Consider the following 17,576-nt stretch of genomic DNA (forward strand, 5'->3'; position numbering starts at 1 on the left):
GTGATCACTCTCCCTGGACCTTGCGCGACCTCCAGCGGCCGTCGGGCTGCTTGCAGTACCAGTTGCTCCACTGGTCATGATTGGTGCCGCGCTCCAGTTCCGTGCGGATCTGGCGGCACTGCTGGCCCTGGTCTGTCTTGGTGCGCACCGGCGTGATGCTTCCGGTAATGGCCGCGCGGCCCTTGCTGGCACCGACGCTCCAGGGTGCCGGCGTGCCATCCTGTCCTTCCTCGAGCACCTGGCGCATTGCCTTCGCGAAGGCGGCGGATTCGGCCTGATTCATCGAACCCATCACCGTGTTGTTGACGAAGGTGTCGAAATACGCCGCTGCCGGCCGTGAGCACAGCAACGGCAGGCAGGCCAGCGTTGCTGCCGCAAGTGCGCTTCGCAGGGGCATGGCATCTCCTGTGCAGGAAGGGTCGGCGCTCCGTGCGCCGGGGGCTCGATCAGCTCTCGCCTGCCGGGCCAGGCGGAACGGAAGGCGCCACACTCTGCGCGAATGTATGCCACTTTGCCGGCGGCCGCGCCCGCGCATGAAAACTTTCATATCGCCCCCCAAGAAAAAGTAAGCGCTGCCCGAAATCCGGCGTGGCACGATCGGCGTGGCGCCGCGCAAGGCGTCCTGGCCGAGGCGCCGGCCGGCGACCGCCCGCGGGCCTATGTACAAGGAGGGCAAGGCATGGACGCAGCACGGTCAGACAGAGCGCTCGCCCCGTTGCGGCGCGCCGCCTCCTTGCCAGCCATGGATCTCGAGACGCTGCGCGCGCGCGGCAAGGCGGCGCGCAAGCGGGTACCGCGCGGCGAGCACGCGCGCATCAGCGACATCGACCGCGACCCCATCGAGCTGTTGAAGATCAGCAGCAAGGGCCGCGTGCCGGCCCTGGTGCCGCTGCGCTACGGCAGGATGATCGCCTCGCCGTTTGCCTTTTATCGCGGCAGCGCCATCATCCAGGCCCACGACCTCGGGAGGCTCCCGGATTCCGGCATCGCCATGCAGATCTGCGGCGACTGCCACCTGGCCAACTTCGGCGGCTTCGGCACGCCGGAGCGCGCCCTGCTGTTCGACGTCAACGACTTCGACGAAACCAGCATCGGCCCGTGGGAATGGGACCTGAAGCGCCTCGCGGCCAGCCTGGTCGTGGCCGCCCGCCACCTGCGCCACAGCCGCGCCGCAGCCGACGAGATCGCCTACCGCGTGGCGCGCAGCTACCAGGAGCGCATGGCCGGCTACGCCGACAAGGGCGTGCTCGATACCTGGTATGACCACATCACGTTCGAGCGCCTGCTTGCCGAAGCTGCCTCGCCGCTGGCGCACAAGCGCGTGCGCAAGGCCATGGAGCGCGCGGCACGGCGCACGCACGAGTCGCTGCTGCCGAAGATGACCGAGAAGATCGGCGACCATTACCGCATCCTCGACACCCCGCCCACTGTCTTCCACACGGCAGGCAAGACGTCGCTGTTCGCGACGTCGGACCAGTGGATGGGCCAACCGCCGGGGGCGCTTGCGCTGAAGAAGGCGTTCGCCGGCTACATCGAGACGCTGGCCCCGGACCGGCGCGATCTGCTGAGCCACTTCGTGCGCCACGACTCAGCCTTCAAGGTGGTGGGCGTCGGCAGCGTGGGCACGCGCTGCCTGATCGTCCTGATGGTGGACCCGCACGGGCAGCCGCTCTTCCTGCAGGTCAAGGAGGCCGTGCAGTCGGTCGTCGCCCGGTACTACAACACGCCCAGGGCGTCGCACGAAGGACGCCGCGTGGTGGAGGGCCAGCGGCTGATGCAGGCGGCCAGCGACCCCTTCCTCGGCTGGACCGTCGGCCCTGCGGGCCGCCACTTCTATGTGCGCCAACTGCGCGACATGAAGCTCTCTCCCCAGATCGAGCTGTTCGATGCCATGCAACTTGGCGGATATGCTGCCTTGTGCGGATGGGTGCTGGCCCGCGCCCACGCCAAAGCCAGCGCACGGGCGGCGGAGATCAGCGCCTACCTGGGCGCAAGCGAACAATTCCCGGAGGCGATGGTGGCCTATGCCAATGCCTACGCCGACCAGGTCGAGCGCGATTACGATGTCTTCGTCGCAGCGTGCCGGGCGGGACGGCTGGAGGCGCGCACGGACGCCGACATGGCCGCGGACTTCCAGGTCTAGTTTGCTGAATGATTGAAATCAGGATGACAATTCCCGGGAGACCCCCATGCACCTAGAAGGCTCCTGCCATTGCGGCGCTGTCCGCTTCCACCTGGAGGCAGACAGCCCCTATCCCTTCATGCACTGCCATTGCTCGATCTGCCGAAAGACTGCCGGCAGCGGCGGCTATGCGATCAATCTCGGCGGCGATGCACGCACCTTGCGCGTGCGCGGCCGCAAGTATCTCGGGGTCTATCACGCGGTGATGCGGGAAGCCGGCAAGCGCGCCACGCGCTCCCCGGCCGGGCGCCACTTCTGTCTCAAGTGCGGCAGCCCGCTTTGGCTGTGGGACCCGCGCTGGCCCGAGCTCGTCCATCCCCATGCTTCGGCGATCGACACACCCTTGCCCAAGCCGCCGGAAGTGGTGGAGGCCGCTTTGGACTACGCGGCACCGTGGGTCGACGTGCCCCGCGGCAAGGGCCACGTCCATTGCCGGACGTGGCCGGCCGAATCGCTGCACGATTGGCACGAGCGCAAGGGCCTGCTCAGCGCCGGCTGAAGCGGCCAGGGGCGGCACGGGGCGCCTGCGCTGCCCACGCGGACCTGGCCACCGGTGCCGGCACGGTCGGGCGAACCCGCGCCGGCCCTGCCCGGCCAGCCGTCAGGCAGCGCGCTTGGCCGCGCCGGTCACCGCCGTCGCTGCGGTGTCGAGGTTGCTCCTGGCCACTTCCGCCGCCTGGCGGGCTACCTGCCGCAACGCGCCATAGGCACCGCTGGTGGCCGTGGTAGCAGCCTGCAGCATGGCGGTGGCCGCCTCGGTGCCCACAGGCGCGTTCTTGACATAGCTCTCTGCGAATTCCTGCACGGCGCGGCCGTACTGCTCGCAGTGGGCTTCGGTCATCTGCGCGAGGCTGGCCTGCGTGCTCGACACGATGTCGTACACCTGGCGGGCGTACGCCAGCGCTTTCTCGGTGGTGGGCTGCAGCAGCGCGCCGGGCACGATGGCCGCGCTGCGCAGGTCCTGCCCGGCAAGTGCCGCCTCGACCTGTTCGCGTCCTTCCGCGAAGGTCGATTTGGCTGCCTGAAGATTCAGTTCGGCCAGCTTCTGAAAGCCCTCCAGCGCCGTGTTCGTCATGGCGAGCAGGCTATTGAGTTGCGCTTTCTGAGCGGCGACCAACTGATCGGGCGCGAAAACAGACATGTACTCTCTCCTTTGGGCCGGCGCGAAACGCGACCGGCGGAATCGCTTCATTTCGGACATTCGGACAATCGGAATGGTGCGGACGGTCTCCATTGCGCACCGCACCATCCGATTGGCGATTCTAGAGTACGGGCTTGGTTTTGCGCGCGCGAAAGGATCAGGACATACCCCGATACGGCCAGCCAATTGCACCGTTTTGGTGCCTTAAAGTCGACATCTTATCCAGTCCGGCAGGACAGACACCAGGCGCGGCAGCCTCCGCGGCATCCCGCGAAGCCAGGCTGCAGGCGGCATTCGCGTCACGCCCCGGGCTCGCGCATCCCCCCGCCAGGCGGGACCAAGCGCGACGAAGCGGGACTTAACGGGACCAAGCGGAAAGGCGTCATGGCCCGCCCGCTGCCGGCGCGGCGAGCACGAAATCCGAGCCTTCCCTTGTCCGGCGAGCGTCCTCCCCGGGGCCAGCCTGCCGCAGCGCAGCACGCACTGCTCGCCCACCCGCCAGCCCACCAGCCCGCCGCCTCCCATTGAAAAAACCTTCATATCGCGGAGCAAGAAGAGTAAGTGCGAGACCGCGCCGGGCATGCGACGATCAACGCTGCCGGCCCGCCCGGCACATGCGGCCGCACAGCCTGCGGCGCGCGGCGCCGGGCGCTGGTGCAGGCCGCCGTGCGCCTGGCCGGCCCCAACCTCGATCCGCCCGAAAGGAGAGCACCATGCCCGATCCACGCCGGCTTTCACGCGCACTGCTGACCCTTGCCCTGCCACTGTCCATCGCCGCGGGCCAGGCCGTCGCAGCCGGCCCCGCCACACGCCCCGCAACGCCGCGCCCGGTCGGCATTGCAGTGGAAGGCATGGTCACCGCGCGCGTGGTCGAGGTCGACCCCACGGCCCGTGTCGTCGTGCTCCGCGGCCCGAGCGGCGACCTTCTGGTCGTCGATGCCGGCGACCGGGTCGAGAATTTCGACCAGATCCACAAGGGCGACACGGTGACGTTCTCGCGCGAAGCCGTCTTGCTTGCCGCACTGGAACCCGTCGGGCAAAGCGCATCGGCCATTGCTGAGACCGTCGAGCAGACCGCCCGCGCTGGCGAAGGCGACAAACCCGGCTTCGTGCGCGCGCGCACGACCAAGGTGGTGGCCAATGTGATCGCAGTCGACCAGGCCAAGCGCACGCTGACCTTCCGCGGGCCGCGCCAGACCGTGCGTACGGTCAAGGTGACCGACCCCTCGATCGACCTCAGCCAGGTCAAGGTCGGACAGGCCGCCCGCATCGTCTACCGCGAGGTGGATTCGGTGATGGTGACGGCCCCCGCCGCCAATCCCTGAACGGGGCACCTGAAAAGGGCACCCGGAAAGCAGAAACGCACCATGCCGCGGCCAGCGGCATGGTGCGTTCCGGGTGTGGCGTACCGTCTCCGGTACGCCCGCGGCGTGCGTCGGCTTATGTACGTCGGCTTACTCGCCGGCGACGAACTGCTCGCCAGCCAGCGGCGACAAGCGCTGCTGCTTGACACGGCGGCTGCCGCGCCAGGCGGAGTAGGTCACCCCGGCCACCAACAGCGCCGACATCACCACGAAGGCGCAGCTGATCGGCCGCTCGACGAACACCATCATGTCGCCGCGCGACAGCAGCAGCGCGCGGCGGAAGTTCTCTTCCACCATCGGCCCCAGCACGAAGCCGAGCACGATCGGCGCCACCGAAAACTCCAGGTACATCAGCAGTGCGCCGATCACGCCGAAGGCCAGCACTTCCCAGATCTGGAACAGGCTGTTCTGCGTGCTGAACACACCCACCACGATGAAGAACATCGCCGCCGGGAACAGGTAGCGGTACGGTACCTGCAGCAGCTTGACCCAAACGCCGATCATCGGCACGTTCAGCACCATCAGGATCACGTTGCCGATCCAGAAGCTGGCCACCAGGCCCCAGAAGATGTCCGGGTGGTCGCTGATCAGCTGCGGACCCGGGGTGATGCCCTGGATCATCAGCGCGCCGAGGATCAGCGCCATCACCGCGTCGCCCGGAATGCCCAGGCTCATGGTCGGGATGAAGTCCACCTGCGTCTTCGAGTGCGCCGAGGCCTCGGGTGCGGCCACGCCGGCGACCATGCCGGTGCCGAATTTCTCCGGCGTCTTCGAGATCTTGCGCTCCAGCGCATACGCGATGAAGGTGGTGATGGTCGGGCCGGTGCCGGGCATGGCGCCGAACAGCGTGCCCACGCCGGTGCCGCGCACCATCGGCCAGAACGCCTCCTTCAGCTCGGCCTTGCTCGGGCGCATGTCGCGGATGCGCAGCGTCGTCTTGGCCGTCACCGTCTTCATGCGGTTGACGTTGAGCAGGAAGTCCGCCACGCCGAACAGGCCCATCGCGATCGCCACCAGTTCCAGGCCGTCGCTCAGCTCGGGGATGTCGAAGGCGAAACGGAAGGTGCCGGTGTTGACGTCCGTTCCCACCACGCCGCACAGCAGGCCGAACAGCGTCATCGCCACGCCCTTCAGGGGCGAGCCGCGCGACATGGTCGAGCCGGCCAGCAGGCCCAGCAGCATGATCGAGAAGATCTCGGTCGGGCCGAACTTGAACGAGATCTCGGTCAGCAGCGGCGAGCAGAAGATCATCACGATGATGCCCACCGAAGCGGCGAAGAACGAGCAGATCATCGTGATGCCCAGCGCCGTGCCACCGCGGCCGGCCTTCGTGAGCGGATAGCCGTCAAGGCAGGTCACCGCGTGCGGCGGGTGCGAAGGCAGGTTCAGCAGGATGGCGCCGATCGCGCCGCCGTACTGCGAGCCGTAGAAGATCCCGGCCAGCATCAGGATGGCGGGAACCGGGTGCATGACGTAGGTCAGCGGCAGCAGGATGGAAATGGCCGACAGCGCGCCCATGCCGGGCAGCACGCCGATCAGGTTGCCCATCAGCACGCCGAAGAACGACCACATCAGGTTGGTGCCCTGGAAGGCGACGCCGAAGCCGAACCAGAGATCGTGAAGTGCATTCGATACCATGGTGCTTACGCCCCCCAAGCAAACAGCGGCAGCTGCAACTGCAGCGCCCACCAGAAAACGACCACCGCCACCACGCACATCGCCGCTGCCAGCAGGACGGCCTGCTTGACGGTATTGGTGCGGTCGCCCATGGCGCTGATGAAGACGATGGCGAAGGTTGCCGGCACCAGGCCGCCGAACTTGCCAAGCAGCAGGAAGGCCAGCACGCCGACGATGATGGCGACGGCACCACGCAGGTCGGGCAGCTCATGGCTGTGCCCCGGCGCGCCCTTGGCGGACTCCGTGGCGTTACGCGCCGACACCGCGATCAGCACGCCCACTAGCGCCAGCAACGTGCCCACGGCCGCGGGGAAGAACCCCGGGCCCATCTGGCGCAAGGTGCCGACGCGGTACTGCAGACCTGCCGCTAACGCGGAAAGTCCGATCAGCGTCATCAGCGCGCCGCCGTAGTAGTCCTTCTTGAATTTGGAGGGCTTGCTCATTGCCGTTGCTCCTTCGCCGCGGACGGGCACGGACCCGCCTTCAGCCAGGCAATGGCCGGCCGATGTGCATGGATGGTTTGATACATGGGGGTTTCCTCTAGTCTCCTGAGTCGCCAGCGCCCATTTCGGCTGCGCATCACGCAGTCGAAATGCGCCGGCGTGCGGAGTCTAAAAAGAGCAGCTTCCAAACCGCTTTCTGGCGGCTTGCATTCGCCTTTCGAGTGCTCGCCACGTCACGGATTTCTGCATTTTCGCGGGAAAACCCCAGCATTCACACGCGCCGAAAACGCCGCTTTGCCAGGACTGATGGGGGCCGCAATCGCTACGGCGTGACCATGATCGTGCCGGAATGCCAGGCGACGGGAGGTGATGAGAGGCGGCGAGAGGCGACGAAAGGTCCCGGCCCGAGGCTCGCTGATAAGCCGATCGTGTAGCGCCGCAATGCAAAGGGCCGCCCTTGGGCGGCCCTGGTGTCACGCTGCGCCGCGTTGCGCGCGGCGCGGAGCCTCGTCAGCCGACGAAAGCCTTCTCCAGCACGAAATGGCCGGGCGTGCTCATATTGCCTTCTTCGAAACCGCGGGACTCCAGCAGCGCGCGCGTGTCGCGCAGCATATCGGGGCTGCCGCACAGCATCACGCGGTCGTTCTCGGTGGAGAGCGCCGGCAGCCCGAGGCGATCGAACAGTTCGCCAGACTCGATCAGGTCGGTGATGCGGCCGCGGTTCTCGAACTCCTCACGGGTGACGGTGGGGTAGTAGAGCAGCTTCTCCTTGACGATCTCGCCCAGGTATTCATGCGCGGGCAGGTGCTCGGAGATCAGTTCGCGGTAGGCCAGCTCTTCGACAAAGCGGCAGGTGTGGGTCAGCACGATGCGCTCATAGCGCTCGTAGACCTCGGGGTCGCGGATGATCGACAGGAAGGGCGCCAGGCCGGTGCCGGTAGCCAGCAGCCACAGGGTCTTGCCGGGCAGCAGGTTGTCGACCAGCAGCGTGCCCGTGGGCTTCTTGCTGATGAAGATCTGGTCGCCTTCGCGCAGGTGCTGCAGGCGCGAGGTCAGCGGGCCGTCCGGCACCTTGATGCTGAAGAACTCCAGCGTTTCCTCGTAGTTCGCGCTGGCGATGCTGTAGGCGCGCAAAAGCGGCCTACCATTCACTTCCAGGCCAACCATGGCAAATTGGCCGTTCTCGAAGCGGAAACCCGGATCGCGAGTGCAGGTGAAGCTGAAAAGCGTATCGGTCCAGTGGTGGACGGACAGAATGGATTGCTGGTTGAGATTGCTCATGAAAAAGAGGGCGCCAGCCTGGGCTGCTGACGGCTTGCCGCAGTGGTTTCGACAGCGACCGTCGGGCACGCCAGGGGCGTCGGAAAACGGCCAAGGTGAGAAGATAAACGATTTTTCCCAAATCGGCAGCCAACACCCTGGCAACAACCTGCCCTTTCCATGCAATTTTTGCCTTACCGCAAGCCGCGGCGCACCGCCCGGCGCCATTTTCCGCTGCACCGTGGATGGTGCACTGCACTTGCCGCCGGCGCTTGCCGAGGGCGCCGAGGCCGGATGCGGCGCCGGCCAGGCCGGGCTTTCCAAGCTTAGTAGCCCGGCGCCGATCCCGTTGCCGGCGCGGATTGCCCGCCGCCGCCAGGTCCGCCAACTCCCTCGCCGCCGAAACCGGCATTCCCGGCATTCCCGGCATTCGCTCCAATGCCGCCCGTGCCGCCACCGTCCGGCGCATTCTGCTGCTGCCGCCGGCCGTGGCCGCGTCCGCCACCCCGCGAGACCGTTGCGGGCTTGTCGTGCTTGAGTTCCTGGTTGATGCTTTCCACCGTGCGCGGCGGCGGCGTCATTCGCTGGAAGTTGCTCTGGATATTGTGCATCGCCTCATCGCCATCGGCGTCCGCCCCCTGCGCGTATACCGTGCCGGCCAGCGCCAGCGAAACCAGGCATGCCGCAGCCAGCGCACTCCGCCGGAGATGATTCGTCCAGGTCTTTCCGGTGTTTCTCGTCATCTCGCGCTCGCCTCCCCCATCGATCCGGGCACCCCGTTGCGACGGCGCCCGACACGCGCTGCCTGCGGACCGCGACAGGCGGCATACGGGAAAGCGCACAGACTAAGCGCTCAGTGTATCCGGTTCGTGTCTGGCATCTCTCGCGGCGTTCCCGCCGTCTTGCCGCCGTCTTGCCGTGGCGCAAGGTCAGAGCTGCGGGGTGCGGCAGGCGGCCCCACCATTGTTGTCCGCCGGCGCGGTGCCAAGCACGGCCTGGGCGCCGCAGCGCGAACCGAACATGCGCGCCTGGTCATGGCCGACGCCGACCACCTCGAACGCCTGGTGGCGAATCGCGATGCCGCGTCCGGACGCCAGGTAGCGTTCGTAGCGCAGATAGCCGCGCGCGCGATCCAGCCGGGTCGGCCCCTCGGCCTCGGCGGCGCAGCTCTTGTCGAGCACGCGGTGGTTGGGATCGTTGTCATCCGAACCCAACAGATAGGTCACCTGCCGCTGGGCATAGCGTCGGAACAGGCTCAGCCCGCTTGCTCCGCGCGCATACGGCACCATGTCCTGCATGCCGTAGCGGTAGCGGTCGTAGTCCGGGCACTTCGCCTTGTCATAGGGGCCGAAGCCCTTGCCGCGCGGGCGCACGCTGGTGAAGTAAAGGTAGGACGAAGGATTGGCGATGACATAGCGCAGGTCGACGCCCTGCGCCCGCACGCGCTCGTCCACCTGGTTGAGCACCGCGTAGCGATGCACGAGCTGTCCGCCGCCGGAATGGCCGGCGATGGTCACGCGGGCCACATCGGGCAGGCGGGCACGGTCCGTCACTAGTGCGACGAGGTCGTCGAGCACCTGCAGCGAGCTGACCGAGAGCGGGGGATTGAGCGCGTCCTCGCCGCTCATCCAGCCCTGCTCGCTCCACATCGGCATGCCGCCGAAGCCCTTGCCAGCGTCCGGCCTGCCGGGAAAATTCGGCGCGATCAGCAGCACCTCGGCCGCATCGAGCCCGCTGCCTGCCAGCAGTGCGGCGCCGGCGGCAAAGTGATCGTCACCATTGCGCTGCAGCCCATGCAGCACGAACACCACCTCCCGAATCCGGCTCAGGTCGCCATCCAGCGGATGGTTGGCATAGACCGGAAAATCGTAGGCCCCGGCACCGCTACCCAGGTGAACCCGCTGCCAGGCCGGCCTGGCCGCCGCCTGCGTGCCGGCGCCAGGCTGCTCCCCCTCCGGCGGCGCCGCGCAGCCCGCGAGCAGCGCGATGGCGGCCAGGACCGGCATCAGCCGGCGCAAGGTTGGGAACGTCGGACGCGCGGCTGCGCTCGGGCTCGGCATGGTGTCTCCCTCCTGGGCCTGCGGGCAGGCCGCGGCAATTATGCGGGTGTCATGCTCGTCGAGCTACCGCCCGGCAGTAGCTGGCGCCGGCCTCTCTCGAGCAGGCTGCCGATGCTAGCGCCGGCAAGGGCAAATGTAAAATGCCGGGCCGATGGGCCGATGGGCCGATGGGCCGCATGGCTGCCTGGCCGCCAGCGCCTTACCAGCGTTCCAGCCAGGGGCGCAGGTCCAGCTCGAAGGTCCAGGCATCGCGCGGCTGCTGGTGCAGATGCCAGTAGTTCTCCGCGATGTGATCGGGATTCAAGATGCCGTCCTGGTCCTTCAGTGCGTAGCGCTCGGGAAAATTGCTGCGGATGAACTCCGTGTCGATGGCGCCATCGACCACCACGTGCGCCACGTGGATGTTGCGCGGCCCCAGCTCGCGCGCCATGCTCTGGGCCAACGCGCGCAAGGCATGCTTGGCGCCGGCGAAGGCTGCGAAGTTCGCGGCGCCGCGCAAGGCTGCCGTGGCCCCCGTGAAGATAATCGTGCCGCGTTCGCGCGCGACCATCCGGCGCGCCACCTCGCGCCCGTTCAGGAAGCCCGAGAAGCAGGCCATTTCCCAGACCTTGAAGTACTTCCGGGCGGTTTCGTCCAGCACGGAACTGGGCACGTTCGCCCCGATATTGAACACCATCACCTCGATCGGCCCGATCTCCGACTCGATCTTCTCGATCAGGGCGGCAACTTCCTCCTCCTTGCGCGCATCCGTGCCGAATGCATGTGCCCGGCCGCCGGCCGCCCGGATCTCATCGACCAGCGGCTGCAGCTTGTCGGCCGAGCGGCGCGTAACGCACACGGTCAGTCCGCCTGCGGCGAAGCGCCGGGCAATGGCGCCACCGGTCGCGTCGCCGGCGCCAATCACCAGCGCCACCCCTGCGAGCGCCACCCCTTCCTTCTGCGGTTGTCCCACCATCTCGCCTCCGTTTCTAAACGATCGTTAAGTAATGAGACGGTAGGCCGCGCGCGGCGGACTGTCAAGGCGGGGAAATCCCCGTCCAGGCCAGCGCCGCGCGCCAACTTCAGTCGTCGAAGTCCCAGATGCGATGCATGTCGAGGCGCAGCCGGGTATCGGCCTCCAGTGCGTCCACCAAGGCCAGCCGCTCGGCCAGGATGCTGTCTGCCAGCGTGCGGCGCACCAGCAGCAGTTCGCTCAAGCCCGCCTCGCCCTCGGCGTAGGCGCGACCGCTGCGCGCCGCTGCGCTGCGCTGCAGCTGCAGTGCCTGGGCCTGGGCCAGCGCCGCGCTGCGCTTGCCTTCCAGCGCGTGGTAGAGCTGCTCGAACTCCGCCGTCACCTTGCGCTCGATCACCAGGCGGCGGCGTGCCGCGCCCTCTGCATCGGCCGCAGCCGCCACTGCCGCCGAGCGGCGGTGCGCCGAACCGAGCGGCATCGCCACGCTTACCCCGGCGATGCGCTCGGCGCCACCGCGCTCCACCGTGAAGAAGACGCCGACGGTGGGATCGGGATGGCGTTCCAGGTCGATACGCCGCGCCTGGCGCTGGGCCTGCGTTTCCTGCGCCTGGGCCAGCAGGAATTCATGGCTGCCGGTCACGTACTGATCGCGCAGGGCCTCGGCAGGCTCCGCCGGCATGGCCGGCAGCGCCGTCGACGGCGGCAGCGGTGCCGGCAGGCCCAGCCCCGGGAAGCGCGCGCGTAGTTCAGCGTGGGCTGCGGCCTCTGCCGCGCGGGCGCTTGCCAGTGCCGCCGCCGTGCGTGCACGGTCGGCCAAGGAGAGTTCATGGTCCATGCGCGCGGCATCGCCCGCCTTGACCCGCCGCGCCGTGACGCCGGCCAGCTCCGCCGCCAGATCATCGGCGGCCTGAGCGGCCACGCGCGCTTGCTGCGCCCGCACGACGGCGAACCAGAGCGACAGGATCTGGCGCGAGGCTTCGTGCCGGGCATCCATCACCGACAGTTGCCCGGCCTGCGCTGTGGCGTCGGCCAGTTCGCCGTCCGCACCTGCCTTGCCCCACAGCCTCAGCTGCCGCTCCAGCGCCAGTTGCCCTTCCGCAAAGCGTTCTGACGGCTCGCGCACCTTGCGCCCCTGCGCGGTCGCCCGCAGCACGGTTTCCGCGGTGCCTGCGCGGATACCGTCGGCACGCGCCAGCGTGGCGTCGCGCGCCGCCTCGGCCATCTGCACGTCGGGCGCGCTGCTCACCGCCTCGCGCACCGCGGACTCCGTGGGCAGCACGGCCGCCGGCGTCTCGGCACGGGCGGCATGGGCAGCATGGGGCAGGCCCGCGAGCGCGCCGGCCACCCCGATCGCGGCTTGCGCGATCTTCATGATGTCTGCCGGCTTCATTGCGCGGCTCCTTGTCCATTCCTGGCGGGTTCCCGCCTGCCCGCCCGCGGTAAGCCGAAGCGCTCGAACAGCAGCGGCAGCAACAGCAGCGTCAATGCCGTCGAGCTGACCAGGCCGCCCGTTACCACGATGGCCAGCGGACGCTGGATCTCGGACCCCGGCCCGCTCGCCAGCAGCAGCGGGATCATCCCCAACGCGGTAATGCAGGCCGTCATCAGCACCGGCCGCAGGCGATCGCGCACGCCGCTGCGGACCGCCTCGCCGATCGGACAGCCGGCCGCCAGCAGGGAATTGAAATGCGATACCAGCACGACGCCGTTGAGTACGGCAATGCCGAGCAGCGCGATAAAACCGACCGAGGCCGGCACCGACAGGTACTCGCCGGACAGCCGCAGCGCCGCGATGCCGCCGACCAGTGCGAACGGGATGTTGGCGACGACCAGCGCGGCCTGGCGCATCGTGCGGAAGGTCAGCATCAGCAGCAGGAAGATCGCCGCCAGGGCCACCGGCACCACCAGCGCCAGACGGGCCGCCGCGCGCTGCTGGTTCTCGAACTGACCGCCCCAGACCAGCCGCAGGTCCTTGGGCAGGCCCGGCAGGCCGGCCACGGCCGTCCTAGCCTCCTCCACGAAGCCGGTCAGGTCGCGCCCTTCGACGCTGACCTGGATCACCGCGAAGCGGCTGCCGTCCTCATGGTTGACCCGCACCGGCCCGACCACGCGACGCACCTGTGCCAGCGTGGTGAGCGGCCAGGCCTTGCCATCCGGCGCGCTGACCAGCAGCGCGCTGAAGTTCTCGGGCGTGCGCCGCAGGCTGTCGCCGCCGCGCAGGATCAGCGGCGTGCGCACCGTCCCCTCGGGCACGATGCCGACCTGCTCCCCCTCGACCTGGGCGCGCAGCAAGCCCTGCAGCGCATCGCCCGACAGGCCCGCGCGTCCCAGCGCGGCCCGGTCCAGCGCCAGCGTCAGGTACTGCACGCCATCGTTGCTGGGGGCGATCACCTCGGCAGCGCCGCGGATCCGGCGCACCCGCTCCGCAATCGTCTGCGCCGCACGATCGATGGCGGCCAGGTCATTGCCGAAGATCTTGATGGCGACATCGCCGCGCGTGCCGGTGAGCATTTCCGAAACACGCATCTCGATGGGCTGCGTGAAGCCGAATACCACACCGGGAAAGCGCTCCATCACGCGGCGGATGGCATCGGCGATGTCGTCCTTGCTGCCGCGCCACTGCGACTTCGGCTGCAGAACCAGGAAGGTATCGGTCTCGTTCAGCCCCATCGGGTCCAGGCCGAGATCATCCGACCCCACGCGCGCCACCACCGAGCGGATCTCCGGCACCTCGGCCAACAGGCTGCGCTGCAGGCGCAGGTCGAGATCCACGGAGCTTTCCAGCGAGACGGAGGGTGTCTTCTGCAACTGCACGATCAGGTCGCCTTCGTCCATGGTGGGCATGAACGTCTTGCCGACGGAAAGATACAGGCCGACAGCCAGCAACAGCGATACCCCCGCCAGCGAGAACACCATGCGGCTGTGCCCTTCGCTCCATCGCTGCACGCGCAGGAAGCCTGACAGGATGCGCCGCATCAGCAGGGGCGGTTCGTCGGCATGGTCGCGCAGCAGCAGCGAAGCCAGCGCCGGCACCACGGTGAACGCGATCACGACCGAAGAGGCCAGCGCCAGCACGATGGTGAGCGCCACCGGCCCGAACAGCTTGCCTTCCAGCCCCTGCAGGGTCAGCAGCGGCAGGAACACGATGGCGATGATCGATACCCCGGCCAGCATCGGCGCCGCCACCCCGGCCACGGCCTGGCGGATCACCGCTTGGCGCCCGCCGTCTGCGCTTCCGTCGCTGCCGTCGCTGCCGTCGCTGCCGCGCGCCAGTGCAGACTCGATGTTCTCCACCACCACCACCGCGGCATCGACCAGCATCCCGAGCGCGATGGCCAGGCCGCCCAGGCTCATCAGGTTGGCGCTCAAGCCCACGTAGTGCATCAGCAGGAAGGTCGCCAGCATCGACAGCGGCAAGGTGGCCGCCACCACCAGGGCGGCGCGCAGGCCGCCCAGGAACAGGTAGAGGACCACCACCACCAGCAGGCTGGCCTCGATCAGGGCGCGCACCACGGTATTGGCCGCGCGCGTCACCAGCTCCCCCCGGTTATAGAAGACATGGGTGGTCATGCCCTTGGGCAATTGCGGTGCCAGGGCGTCGAGCCGCGCCTGCACGGCCTCCACCAGCTGCCGCGCGCTGGCCCCGCGCAGCCCCAGCACCAGGCCTTCCACTGCCTCCCCGCGCCCGTCTTTGGTGACCGCGCCGTTGCGCGTGGCCACGCCCAGCCGCACGGTGGCCACATCGCCGACGGTCACCAGCGGGGCAGCGCTCGCAGCGTCCGTGGCGGGCAGCGCGATCTGCGCAATGTCGGCGACGCTGCGTACACCGCCCTCGACACGCACCACCCAATGTTCCTCGCCCTGCTCCACGCGGCCGGCACCGTCGTTGCGGTTGTTGGCGTCGAGCGCCTGGCGCAACTGGTCGAGCGTCGCCCCGCGCGCACGCAGGCGCGCCGGATCGGGGATGATCTCGTAGCTGCGGACTTCGCCGCCCAGCACGTTCACGTCCGCCACGCCGGGCACCGTGCGCAGAGCCGGGCGTATCACCCAGTCGAGCACGCGGCGGCGCTCGGCCAGCGAGTAGCCCTCGCCCTCCACCGTGAACATGAACATCTCGCCAAGCGGCGTGGTGATGGGCGCCAGCCCGCCGATGGCGTTCGGCGGCAGGTCGCGCAGCAGGCCCGACAAGCGTTCGGACACCTGCTGCCGGGCCCAGTACGGGTCGACACCTTCCTCGAAGTCCACCGTGACGTCGCAGATGCCGTACTTCGACACCGAACGCACGATGGTCTTGTGCGGGATGCCGAGCAGTTCCTGCTCGATCGGTGTCGAGACGCGCTGCTCCACCTCCTCCGGCGTCATGCCGGGGATCTTCAGGATCACCTTGACCTGGGTGGGCGAGATATCGGGAAAGGCGTCGATCGGCAGGTTAAGGTAGGCCCAGCCGCCCGCGATCGCGAGCACGCAAGCCGCGATCAGCACCAGCGCGCGCTGGCGCAAGGAGAAATCAATCAGCCCGGCCAGCATCACTGTCCCCCGTCGAGCATGCCCTTGAGCGCGCCGATGCCCGACACCGCTACACGGGTACCCGCCGGCAGCGGGCCGCGAACCGTGGCCGCCGCCTCATCCACCGACTCCACCGTCACCGGCTGGAAGCGTGCGTTGTCCTTGCCCTGCACGAACACGCCCGGGGCGCCTTTCCAGTAGGTCAGCGCTGCCGCCGGCACGCGCACGCGCGGCGCGCCCGAGGCACCGGCGCCGGCACCGGCACCATCGCGCAGGCGCATCGATACGTTGACGCTCTCGCCTGCCTGCAGGCTGCCTCGTCGGTCCAGCACCACGCGCACGCGCACGGCGGCAGTGCCGTCGCTCACGGGCACCACGCCGGCCACGCTGCCGGCCGCGCCACGCGCGCGCACCTCGACTCTCTCGCCGCCGTGCGGCGCCGGCACGTCGCGGCCAAGCAGCAGGTCCAGCTCCAGCGCGGTGGGATCGACGATACGGAACAGCGGTGCGGCGCTGTCCACCCGCACGCCGGGCACGGCATTGACCTCGGCGATCAGGCCAGGGCGGCCAGCCACGAGCTGCGGCTCGCCGGTGCGCGGCGCGAACACGATGCCGGCCGCCGCCATCTCGGCCTCGCGGGCACGCACCATCGCCGCGGCTTCGGTCGCGCGCGCCTGGCTGGCCTGCAGCCGGCTGGCGGCGATAATGCCATCGTCGTGCAGGTTGCGATCGCGCGCCAGCGCCTGGCCGGCCAGCGCGGCCTGGGAACGCGCCTCGGTCAGGGCGCGCCCCGCCTCATAGAGTTGCGGGCTGGCGAAGGTGGCAAGCGGCTGCCCGGCGCGCACTGTCTGCCCGATCGAGACCAGCACGCGCGGCACCATGCCGGCATAGGGTGCCGCGACGACATACTGCGCATCCGGCTTGAGCACAACGCGCGCGCTGGCGCCGACATCGAGCTCATCGGCGCGGCTGACCGCGGCAAAACGCAGGCCGAGCGCCTGCACTTGCGCGGCGCTCAGCGGCAGGGACTGCGCGCACGCAGTGCTTGCCACGAGCACCGCCATCGCCGCGCACGCGGCGGCAAAAAGGGGGCGAGGGAAAACCATTCCTGATTCCAGAACATGAGTTGGCAGACCGCGCGCCGCAGGAGGGCGCGCAGGCTCACAAGGCCGGCCTGGCCGGCAGGGAAATCAGGCGGGGAAAGGTGGGGCTTGCGCTGGCGGCCGTCTGGCCTCGCCACGGCGCACCCGCAGACGTATCGGGCGCGGCCGCCAGCGCGGCACCGGCATCGCCGAAGCCAGCACGGCAAAGGCGAAAAGCAGGCTGACCAGGCGCTCGACCGGCCGCACGTCGAGCGCCAGCAGCAGCGGCCCGATAGCCGTCTGCACGTCGACTTCGAGCGGCTCGAGCGCCACCGCAGCAGCATCCGTGCTGCCACTCTGGGCGGCAGCAGCCACATCGCCAGTCCCAGCGGAATGCGAATAAGAATAGATCGCGCTTTGCTGCAGCAGATGCACGTGCAAGCCGGTGAGCTTCGGCGTACCGAAGTGGCCGTGCAAAAGTGGGGTGAGGAGTTGCATGGAGAACAGCAGCAGCAACATCGCTCCCCTGAAGAAGGGGTTCCTGTCAGTGCGCGACATGCCGGGATTGTATCCGACGCATCCGACGCCGGCGGCTTGGATATGACAATTTATCGCATTGCGCGCCAAACCCATTGTTCAATAATGCTTCGCATTTTGATTCGCCATTCACATGATTTTGAATCCGGCACTTGACGCGCGTGCACGAGGCATGTGGAATTGATGTGCTTGCATTTTCACGAACTTTTCTCCATCCCCTACGCGCCTTGCCGCCCCGCTCCCGCGGCCGGATTGCTCGGTCTCCTTCGCGCATAGCCTGCTCCCTGGCCACGCGCTCGCCAAGGCCCCAAGGCCGTGACGGCACCCCGCCCTCCGATGCACGCCCCCATGACATCCGTGATACCGCCGTCC

15 protein-coding genes are annotated in these 17,576 nt (G+C 68.5%); 3 read left to right on the top strand and 12 right to left on the bottom strand.

Annotated features, from left to right (window positions below):
- Positions 1-4: 4 nt before the first annotated feature.
- Positions 5-397, bottom strand: a complete 393-nt coding sequence (locus AC1Z3O_RS27535; protein ID WP_483519370.1) for a hypothetical protein — start codon at positions 395-397, stop codon at positions 5-7.
- 345 nt (positions 398-742) lie between these two features.
- Here AC1Z3O_RS27535 and AC1Z3O_RS27540 point away from each other — a divergent pair, with 345 nt between their 5' ends.
- Both AC1Z3O_RS27540 and AC1Z3O_RS27545 read left to right on the top strand, forming a co-directional pair.
- Positions 743-2,143 carry a DUF2252 domain-containing protein gene (locus AC1Z3O_RS27540; RefSeq protein ID WP_483522033.1) on the top strand — a complete coding sequence of 467 codons (1,401 nt, stop codon included), beginning with the start codon at positions 743-745 and terminating at the stop codon, positions 2,141-2,143.
- A 46-nt stretch (positions 2,144-2,189) separates the two neighbouring features.
- Positions 2,190-2,681 (top strand): GFA family protein, encoded by a 492-nt coding sequence (locus AC1Z3O_RS27545; RefSeq protein WP_483519371.1) that lies wholly within the window; start codon positions 2,190-2,192, stop codon positions 2,679-2,681.
- 102 nt (positions 2,682-2,783) lie between these two features.
- On the opposite strand, the gene AC1Z3O_RS27550 is transcribed toward AC1Z3O_RS27545, so the two are convergent.
- Positions 2,784-3,416: a phasin family protein gene (locus tag AC1Z3O_RS27550; RefSeq protein WP_483519373.1), complete on the bottom strand. Its 633-nt coding sequence runs from the start codon at positions 3,414-3,416 to the stop codon at positions 2,784-2,786.
- A gap of 620 nt (positions 3,417-4,036) precedes the next feature.
- On the opposite strand from AC1Z3O_RS27550, the gene AC1Z3O_RS27555 reads away from it, so the two are divergent.
- Complete coding sequence (locus AC1Z3O_RS27555; protein WP_483519374.1) at positions 4,037-4,648, top strand: hypothetical protein; 612 nt, start codon at positions 4,037-4,039, stop codon at positions 4,646-4,648.
- A 129-nt stretch (positions 4,649-4,777) separates the two neighbouring features.
- On the opposite strand, the gene AC1Z3O_RS27560 is transcribed toward AC1Z3O_RS27555, so the two are convergent.
- The 10 genes from AC1Z3O_RS27560 to AC1Z3O_RS27605 form a co-directional block, all read right to left on the bottom strand.
- The gene (locus tag AC1Z3O_RS27560; protein ID WP_483519376.1) at positions 4,778-6,325 is read right to left on the bottom strand and encodes a tripartite tricarboxylate transporter permease; all 1,548 of its coding nucleotides are present in this window, start codon (positions 6,323-6,325) and stop codon (positions 4,778-4,780) included.
- Positions 6,326-6,330: 5 nt separating this feature from the next.
- Complete coding sequence (locus tag AC1Z3O_RS27565; protein WP_483519378.1) at positions 6,331-6,807, bottom strand: tripartite tricarboxylate transporter TctB family protein; 477 nt, start codon at positions 6,805-6,807, stop codon at positions 6,331-6,333.
- 510 nt (positions 6,808-7,317) lie between these two features.
- Complete coding sequence (locus AC1Z3O_RS27570) at positions 7,318-8,088, bottom strand: ferredoxin--NADP reductase (protein WP_483519380.1); 771 nt, start codon at positions 8,086-8,088, stop codon at positions 7,318-7,320.
- Positions 8,089-8,393: 305 nt separating this feature from the next.
- The gene (locus tag AC1Z3O_RS27575; protein ID WP_483519382.1) at positions 8,394-8,810 is read right to left on the bottom strand and encodes a hypothetical protein; all 417 of its coding nucleotides are present in this window, start codon (positions 8,808-8,810) and stop codon (positions 8,394-8,396) included.
- A gap of 186 nt (positions 8,811-8,996) precedes the next feature.
- Positions 8,997-10,127 (bottom strand): hypothetical protein, encoded by a 1,131-nt coding sequence (locus tag AC1Z3O_RS27580; RefSeq protein ID WP_483519384.1) that lies wholly within the window; start codon positions 10,125-10,127, stop codon positions 8,997-8,999.
- Between the two features lie 199 nt (positions 10,128-10,326).
- The gene (locus AC1Z3O_RS27585; protein ID WP_483519386.1) at positions 10,327-11,082 is read right to left on the bottom strand and encodes an SDR family oxidoreductase; all 756 of its coding nucleotides are present in this window, start codon (positions 11,080-11,082) and stop codon (positions 10,327-10,329) included.
- Positions 11,083-11,188: 106 nt separating this feature from the next.
- Positions 11,189-12,469 (bottom strand): TolC family protein, encoded by a 1,281-nt coding sequence (locus AC1Z3O_RS27590; protein WP_483519387.1) that lies wholly within the window; start codon positions 12,467-12,469, stop codon positions 11,189-11,191.
- Positions 12,466-15,606: an efflux RND transporter permease subunit gene (locus AC1Z3O_RS27595; RefSeq protein ID WP_483519389.1), complete on the bottom strand. Its 3,141-nt coding sequence runs from the start codon at positions 15,604-15,606 to the stop codon at positions 12,466-12,468. The genes AC1Z3O_RS27590 and AC1Z3O_RS27595 overlap by 4 nt, the downstream gene beginning before the upstream one ends.
- Positions 15,606-16,691, bottom strand: a complete 1,086-nt coding sequence (locus tag AC1Z3O_RS27600; protein WP_483519390.1) for an efflux RND transporter periplasmic adaptor subunit — start codon at positions 16,689-16,691, stop codon at positions 15,606-15,608. Before AC1Z3O_RS27600 ends, AC1Z3O_RS27595 begins: the two co-directional genes overlap by 1 nt.
- 84 nt (positions 16,692-16,775) lie before the next feature.
- Entirely contained in the window at positions 16,776-17,225 is a 450-nt protein-coding gene (locus AC1Z3O_RS27605; RefSeq protein WP_483519392.1) for a hypothetical protein, read from the bottom strand.
- Positions 17,226-17,576 lie beyond the last annotated feature (351 nt).

Source organism: Cupriavidus sp. 09_S30, from assembly GCF_056930435.1.

Excerpts from the sequence above, each read along its gene's own strand:
- AC1Z3O_RS27555 (WP_483519374.1), top strand. The coding sequence starts at position 4,037 with ATGCCCGATCCACGCCGGCTTTCACGCGCACTGCTGACCCTTGCCCTG.
- AC1Z3O_RS27575 (WP_483519382.1), bottom strand. The coding sequence starts at position 8,810 with ATGACGAGAAACACCGGAAAGACCTGGACGAATCATCTCCGGCGGAGT.
- AC1Z3O_RS27570 (WP_483519380.1), bottom strand. The coding sequence starts at position 8,088 with ATGAGCAATCTCAACCAGCAATCCATTCTGTCCGTCCACCACTGGACC.
- AC1Z3O_RS27595 (WP_483519389.1), bottom strand. The coding sequence starts at position 15,606 with ATGCTGGCCGGGCTGATTGATTTCTCCTTGCGCCAGCGCGCGCTGGTG.
- AC1Z3O_RS27605 (WP_483519392.1), bottom strand. The coding sequence starts at position 17,225 with ATGTCGCGCACTGACAGGAACCCCTTCTTCAGGGGAGCGATGTTGCTG.
- AC1Z3O_RS27580 (WP_483519384.1), bottom strand. The coding sequence starts at position 10,127 with ATGCCGAGCCCGAGCGCAGCCGCGCGTCCGACGTTCCCAACCTTGCGC.
- AC1Z3O_RS27565 (WP_483519378.1), bottom strand. The coding sequence starts at position 6,807 with ATGAGCAAGCCCTCCAAATTCAAGAAGGACTACTACGGCGGCGCGCTG.
- AC1Z3O_RS27535 (WP_483519370.1), bottom strand. The coding sequence starts at position 397 with ATGCCCCTGCGAAGCGCACTTGCGGCAGCAACGCTGGCCTGCCTGCCG.
- AC1Z3O_RS27540 (WP_483522033.1), top strand. The coding sequence starts at position 743 with ATGGATCTCGAGACGCTGCGCGCGCGCGGCAAGGCGGCGCGCAAGCGG.
- AC1Z3O_RS27545 (WP_483519371.1), top strand. The coding sequence starts at position 2,190 with ATGCACCTAGAAGGCTCCTGCCATTGCGGCGCTGTCCGCTTCCACCTG.
- AC1Z3O_RS27560 (WP_483519376.1), bottom strand. The coding sequence starts at position 6,325 with ATGGTATCGAATGCACTTCACGATCTCTGGTTCGGCTTCGGCGTCGCC.
- AC1Z3O_RS27550 (WP_483519373.1), bottom strand. The coding sequence starts at position 3,416 with ATGGAGACCGTCCGCACCATTCCGATTGTCCGAATGTCCGAAATGAAG.
- AC1Z3O_RS27585 (WP_483519386.1), bottom strand. The coding sequence starts at position 11,082 with ATGGTGGGACAACCGCAGAAGGAAGGGGTGGCGCTCGCAGGGGTGGCG.
- AC1Z3O_RS27600 (WP_483519390.1), bottom strand. The coding sequence starts at position 16,691 with ATGGTTTTCCCTCGCCCCCTTTTTGCCGCCGCGTGCGCGGCGATGGCG.
- AC1Z3O_RS27590 (WP_483519387.1), bottom strand. The coding sequence starts at position 12,469 with ATGAAGCCGGCAGACATCATGAAGATCGCGCAAGCCGCGATCGGGGTG.